The sequence below is a fragment of the Longimicrobium sp. genome (assembly GCF_036554565.1).
Lineage (GTDB): Bacteria > Gemmatimonadota > Gemmatimonadetes > Longimicrobiales > Longimicrobiaceae > Longimicrobium.
In genome coordinates this window covers 1-5,269 of the sequence record NZ_DATBNB010000743.1, presented here as the reverse complement: position 1 = coordinate 5,269, position 5,269 = coordinate 1, and the positions used below count along the sequence as shown (strand labels likewise).

The 5,269-nt window shown below is 68.4% G+C and carries 5 protein-coding genes; all 5 read left to right on the top strand.

Going from position 1 to position 5,269, the window contains the following annotated elements; all coding sequences use genetic code 11:
* The coding region (locus tag VIB55_RS20910) for a 4Fe-4S dicluster domain-containing protein (protein WP_331878612.1) at positions 1-1,246 on the top strand (1,246 nt) is incomplete at its 5' end.
* Between the two features lies 1 nt (position 1,247).
* On the top strand, positions 1,248-2,663 hold the full coding sequence (nrfD, locus tag VIB55_RS20905; RefSeq protein WP_331878611.1) for an NrfD/PsrC family molybdoenzyme membrane anchor subunit: 1,416 nt from the start codon (positions 1,248-1,250) through the stop codon (positions 2,661-2,663).
* Positions 2,660-3,178 carry a DUF3341 domain-containing protein gene (locus VIB55_RS20900; protein ID WP_331878610.1) on the top strand — a complete coding sequence of 173 codons (519 nt, stop codon included), beginning with the start codon at positions 2,660-2,662 and terminating at the stop codon, positions 3,176-3,178. Before nrfD ends, VIB55_RS20900 begins: the two co-directional genes overlap by 4 nt.
* Positions 3,165-3,872, top strand: coding sequence for a cytochrome c (locus VIB55_RS20895; RefSeq protein ID WP_331878609.1), 708 nt, complete (start codon positions 3,165-3,167; stop codon positions 3,870-3,872). The genes VIB55_RS20900 and VIB55_RS20895 overlap by 14 nt, the downstream gene beginning before the upstream one ends.
* A 12-nt stretch (positions 3,873-3,884) precedes the next feature.
* The gene (locus tag VIB55_RS20890) at positions 3,885-5,207 is read left to right on the top strand and encodes a hypothetical protein (protein WP_331878608.1); all 1,323 of its coding nucleotides are present in this window, start codon (positions 3,885-3,887) and stop codon (positions 5,205-5,207) included.
* The last annotated feature ends 62 nt before the right edge of the window (positions 5,208-5,269 follow it).

The following is a 5,269-nucleotide window of genomic DNA, read 5'->3' as shown; positions in this document are numbered from 1 at the left end:
CGGCGTCGTCCGCGACACCGTCGCGGTGCAGATGGGGCTGGGCCACAAGGGGTTCGGCCAGTACACCGAGGGCGTGGGCGCCAACCCCATGAAGCTGCTGGGCGCCAGCGTAGACCCGGCGACGGGCGCGCTGATGTCCGCCGGGATGAAGGTGAGCCTGGCCCCCACCGGGCGCGGCAACGTCACCCGGCTGTTCCCGCGCGGCCTGGTGGAGCAGGGCGTGCGCGTGCAGCACGACCGCGCCATCGCCCAGGCGGTGGGCGTCACGCAGCTGATGCAGCTGGACCAGCAGGGTCCCGGCGGCATCCCCGGCTCCGAAAAGAAGATCTTCCAGCTGAAGGGCTCCGGCGGCTTCGTGCCGGTGGAAACGACCACCGACCCGGCCGCCTATCCCCCGGCGGGAACGGAGTACGGCGAGTACATCGAGAACGAAACGCGCTGGGCCATGGTGGTAGACCTGGCGCGCTGCATCGGCTGCTCGGCGTGCGTGGTGGCCTGCTTCGCCGAAAACAACATCCCCATGGTGGGGCCCACGGAGATCCGGAAGGGGCGCGACCTTCACTGGCTGCGCATCGAGCGGTACTTCGGCACCGGCCGCCACGAGGAAGAGGCGTACCGCGACGACGCGACCGACGACGTGCGGTTCCTGCCCATGCTCTGCCAGCACTGCGGCCAGGCGCCCTGCGAGCCGGTGTGCCCCGTGTACGCGGCGTACCACACCCCCGACGGCCTGAACGGGCAGGTGTACAACCGCTGCGTGGGCACGCGCTACTGCGCCAACAACTGCCCGTGGAAGGTGCGCGTCTTCAACTGGTTCACCTACCAGTTCGCCGAGCCGCTGAACTGGCAGCTGAACCCCGACGTGACGGTGCGCGAAAAGGGCGTCATGGAAAAGTGCACGTTCTGCGTGCAGCGCATCCACGAGGCCGAGCGCACCGCCAGCTCCGAGGGGCGCGCCATGCGCGACGGCGAGGTGGTGCCGGCGTGCGTGCAGACCTGCCCGACGGAGGTGTACGTCTTCGGCAACATCGCCGACCCGAACAGCGCGGTGGCCAAGGCCGCGACGACCAACCGCGGCTACCGCGCGCTGGGCGAGCTAAACACGCAGCCGGCCATCGTATACCTGCAGAAGGTGACCCTCCACACGCCGGTGAACGGCGGCCACACGGCGCCGCCGGTGGCGCACGGCTCCACGGAGGGAGCGCCGCAGGAAGCTCACGAACCGGCCCAGCAGGGAGGCCACTGAAATGCAGACGGTGACGCGCTCCGTATTCCATCCGGAGATCGAGTCGTACGAGCAGGTGAACCGCGACGCCATGCGGCTGCTCACGAAGCCCGGCAAGGGCTACGTGGCGCTGCTGGCCATGGCGGTGTCGCTGGTGGGGCTGCTGGTGTTCGCCGAGCTTCACAACATCATCTACGGCCTGGGGATGGTCGGTGAGAACTGGACGGTTCTCATCACCACCTTCGTGTTCTGGGTGGGCATCGGCCACGCCGGAACGCTGATCTCGGCCATCCTGTACCTGTTCCGGGCGCCCTGGCGGCAGGCCATCTACCGCTTCGCCGAGGCGATGACGGTGTTCGCCGTGCTCACGGCGGCGCTCTTCCCGCTGATCCACATCGGGCGGCCCTGGTTCTTCTACTGGCTGCTGCCCCTGCCCAGCCAGCGGCACATCTGGCCGAACTTCCGCAGCCCGCTGCTGTGGGACGTGTTCGCGGTGACCACGTACCTCACGGTGAGTTCGGTGTTCTTCTACATCGGCCTGATCCCCGACATCGCCGCGGCGCGCGACGCCACGACGGACCCCATGCGCAAGCGCATCTACGGCGTGCTGGCGCTGGGGTGGCGGGGAACGGACCGCGAGTGGCGCCACTTCACCCGGGCGTACCTGTTCCTGGCCGCGCTGGCCACGCCGCTGGTGCTTTCGGTGCACTCGGTGGTGTCGTGGGACTTCGCCGTGTCCATCGTGCCGGGGTGGCACACCACCATCTTCGCCCCGTACTTCGTGGCGGGCGCCATCCTTTCCGGCGTGGCCATGGTGGTGACGCTGATGGTGCCGGTGCACCGCATCTTCCGGCTGGGGGCGTACTTCACCCCCGTGCACTACGACCGCCTGGCCAAGCTGCTGCTGCTGACCTCCTGCATCGTGGGCTACGCCTACGGCATGGAGTACTTCATGGCCTACTACAGCGGCGAATTGTACGAGCGCGACGTGTTCTGGGACCGCGTGACGGGCGACTACTGGTGGGCGGGGTGGTCCATGATCACCTTCAACGCCATCCTGCCGCAGCTGCTGTGGATCAAGAAGATCCGGCAGAACCTGAACGCGTTCTTCATCATCACGATCTTCGTGAACATCGGGATGTGGTACGAGCGCTTCGTGATCATCGCGCCGTCGCTCGCCCACAGCTACGAGCCGTGGAAGTTCTGGAACTACCACATGACGTGGGTAGACGCGAGCCTGCTCCTGGGCAGCTTCGGCTGGTTCTTCATGTGGTTCCTGCTGTTCCTGCGGTTCCTGCCCGGGCTCTCGATCGCCGAGATCAAGGAGGTGCTGCCTCCGCCCATGCGGAACGCCGGGGCTCACCACCACGCGCACGACGAGCACGAGATGACCACCGAGACGCTTCCCACCGGCTACAAGGAGTGGGAGGTTCGATGAGCAAGCTTGCCACGGGTGTCCTGGGCGTCTTCCCGCACCTGGACACCGCGACCGACGCCATCCGGCGCCTGCGCGCCGAGGGCTTCGAGCTGACGGTGTATTCGCCCACGCCGCGCCACGAGGTAGAAGAGGCGCTGGGCACCAAGGAAAGCCCGGTGCGCATCTTCACCCTGATGGGCGCCTTCACGGGAACGGCGGCCGGCACGGCGCTGGCCACCTGGGCCTCCATCGACTGGCCGCTGATCGTGGGCGGCAAGAGCATCGTGGCGCTGCCGGCGTTCAGCGTCATCATGTTCGAGCTGACCATCCTGCTGGGTGCCCTTTCGACCGTAGCCGGCCTGTTCATCCTGGGCCGCCTGCCGCACCTGGGGCCGGCCGAGGCGCCCATGTACCACCCGTCGTTCACGGCGGGCAACTTCGGCGTGTTCGCCCACGCTCCCCGCGACCGGTACAGCGACGTGCAGCGGATCATGAACGAGAGCGGTTCCGAGGAGGTGCTCGTTGACCACCGCTAAGCTCAGGCGCGGCGCGCACGCGGCCGGCCTGGCCGCGCTCGTGGCGGCGCTTCCCGCCTGCACCGACTGGGCGGGCTACGACCTGGACGTGGCCTCGGGCAAGGTGCCGCCCTTCGCCACCATGCGCGAGGACGTGATCCCGGATCCGTACGAGATGGTGCGCGAGCCGGTGCCGGGCACCGTGCCCACGGTCCATCCCCTGGGCGACGTGCCCGGGCGCTACTCGCAGACGCAGCTGGATTCCATCGCCCCGCTGCTCCGCAACCCGCTGCCGCGCAACCCGCAGGTGCTGGCGCGCGGCAAGGCCATGTACGAGCAGCACTGCGTCGCCTGCCACGGCGCGCTGGGCGACGGCAAGGGGCCGGTGATCGGGGCCGACAAGTTCCCGTTCGCCCCCGCGCTGAACGCCGGCCCAACGCAGGGCCGCAGCGACGGCTACATCTACGCCGTGATCGACGTGGGCCGCGGGCTGATGCCTCCGTACGGCGCCCGCGTGACGCACCTGGACCGCTGGGCCATCGTGTCGTACGTGCGCCAGCTGCAGGGCAGCCTGGAAACGCAGGCCCCGCCGCCGAACGTTTCGGGCGTGGGCGCCGCCGTCGATACGGCGCAGCCCACGGAGCCGGCGCCCTCGGCGGGCACGCAGCCGGCGTCGCCGCAGATGGCGGCACCCAGCACTCAAGAAGCCCCCTGACGAGCCGACGAGATGTCTTCGCATAGCGATTATCCGTCCCACATTCCGCTGCGCACGGCGGCGGCCCCCGGCACGGCCCTGGTCCTGGGGCTGGTGCTGGCGGTGATCGGGGCAGCGGCGTTCTTCCTGTCGCCCGACGAGCGGGCGTGGAGCGCCTTTCACTTCAACTGGATGTTCTGGTCGTCGGTGGCCATCGGCATGGTGATGTTCGCCGTGGCGCTGCACCTGACGAACGCGCGCTGGGCCTGGTCCATCAAGCGGGTTCCGCTGGGCGGCATCGCGTTCCTGCCCGTGTCGGTCGTGCTCTTCATCCCCATGATGCTGGGCGGGAAGCACGTCTACTTCCACCACTGGCTGCCGCACGGCGGGCACGACCCGGTGGCGGCAGACCCCATCCTTCACGAGAAGGCGGCCTGGCTGAGCTTTCCGGGGATGATGATCCGCGACGTGGTCGCCCTGCTGGTACTGTACGGGCTGGCGTTCGCCTTTGCGCGGCACCAGCTGCGCGCCGACGTGCACGGCATCGACCGGGCGGGCCGCCGCAGCTTCGCCTACGGCTGGCTGAAGGGCCGCCCCGGCGCCTCGATCGAGCAGATCGCCGGGGAGTCGCAGAACCGCGGGCTGTTCATCGGCGTGATCCTGGCGCTGGCGTTCGCCGTCTTCTGGGGGCTGATCGCCATCGACGTGGGCATGACCACGCTGCCGCACTTCTTCAGCACCATGTTCCCGGTGGCGTTCTTCATCAGCGCCTTCCACTCGGCGCTGGCGATGACGGCGCTGCTGGTGGTGCTGTACCGCAAGCCGCTGCGGCTGCAGGAGTACGTGACCGAGCGCCAGTTCCACGACCTGGGCAAGCTGGTGTTCGCGTTCTCGGTGTTCTGGATGTACATCAACTGGTCGCAGTACGTGGTGATCTGGTACGGCCTGCTTCCGCAGGAGCAGAACTACTTCGTGCTCAAGTTCCACCGGCCGTTCGCGCCGCTGGTGCTGGCGGCGGTGATGATGATCTTCGTGCTGCCGTTCTTCGGGCTGCTGGCGCGCTCGGTGAAGAAGGTGCCGGGGATCCTGGCCGGCTTTGCGGTGATCATTCTGCTGGGCCACTGGCTGGAGCGGTTCCTGATCGCCACGCCCAACTACTGGATGGCCGAGGAGTGGGGCACCATCGGGATCGGCCTGCCGGAGGTTGGCGTGGCGCTGGGCTTCCTGGGGCTGTTCACCATCTGCTACACGTGGTACGCGGCTACCTTCCCGGCGCTTCCCTCGCCGGTGTCGCTCGCGGCGCAGGGGTCGCAGACGGTGGAGGTCGCCGGCAACCCGAAGATCGCGACGATCTGATCGCATCGGCTCGGCCTGCAAGACACCGAATCCCGCGGCTCGCATGTGCGAGCCGCGGGATT

What these genes read in the sequence shown, in the direction of transcription:
- nrfD (WP_331878611.1), top strand. Translation starts at nt 1,248, where the DNA reads ATGCAGACGGTGACGCGCTCCGTATTCCATCCGGAGATCGAGTCGTAC.
- VIB55_RS20900 (WP_331878610.1), top strand. Translation starts at nt 2,660, where the DNA reads ATGAGCAAGCTTGCCACGGGTGTCCTGGGCGTCTTCCCGCACCTGGAC.
- VIB55_RS20890 (WP_331878608.1), top strand. Translation starts at nt 3,885, where the DNA reads ATGTCTTCGCATAGCGATTATCCGTCCCACATTCCGCTGCGCACGGCG.